The 252-nt window shown below is 45.6% G+C and carries 1 protein-coding gene; it reads right to left on the bottom strand.

What is annotated here, in order from left to right:
• On the bottom strand, nt 1-252 hold a 252-nt coding region (locus AAEZ03_RS28310), incomplete at both ends, for a hypothetical protein (RefSeq protein WP_350583272.1).

Below are 252 nucleotides of genomic sequence, written 5' to 3'. Positions count from 1 at the left end.
CTCTAACAACAGCTCACTGGTCTGACTCAAAAACACCTTGCGATTGGGCAAGCCGGTCAGTTGATCGTAATTAAGCAGATGAGCCACTTGTTTTCTGTCCTCGACAACAGACGACATATCACGAACCACCCCGACATAATAAGCCGTTTGCCCCACATAGATTCTGCGATAAGTAATGTGACAGTTTAGGACTTGTCCATAGCGATTCGCCATCGAAAAATCGATTTCATGAAATCCTTCGCTGTCTAAGGC

Origin of the sequence: Pseudomonas sp. HY2-MNA-CIBAN-0224 (genome assembly GCF_040310285.1) — a bacterium.
In the GTDB taxonomy this organism is placed as follows: domain Bacteria; phylum Pseudomonadota; class Gammaproteobacteria; order Pseudomonadales; family Pseudomonadaceae; genus Aquipseudomonas; species Aquipseudomonas helleri.
The sequence above is the reverse complement of the archived record's forward strand: the minus strand, read 5'-3'. Positions and strand labels throughout refer to the sequence as shown.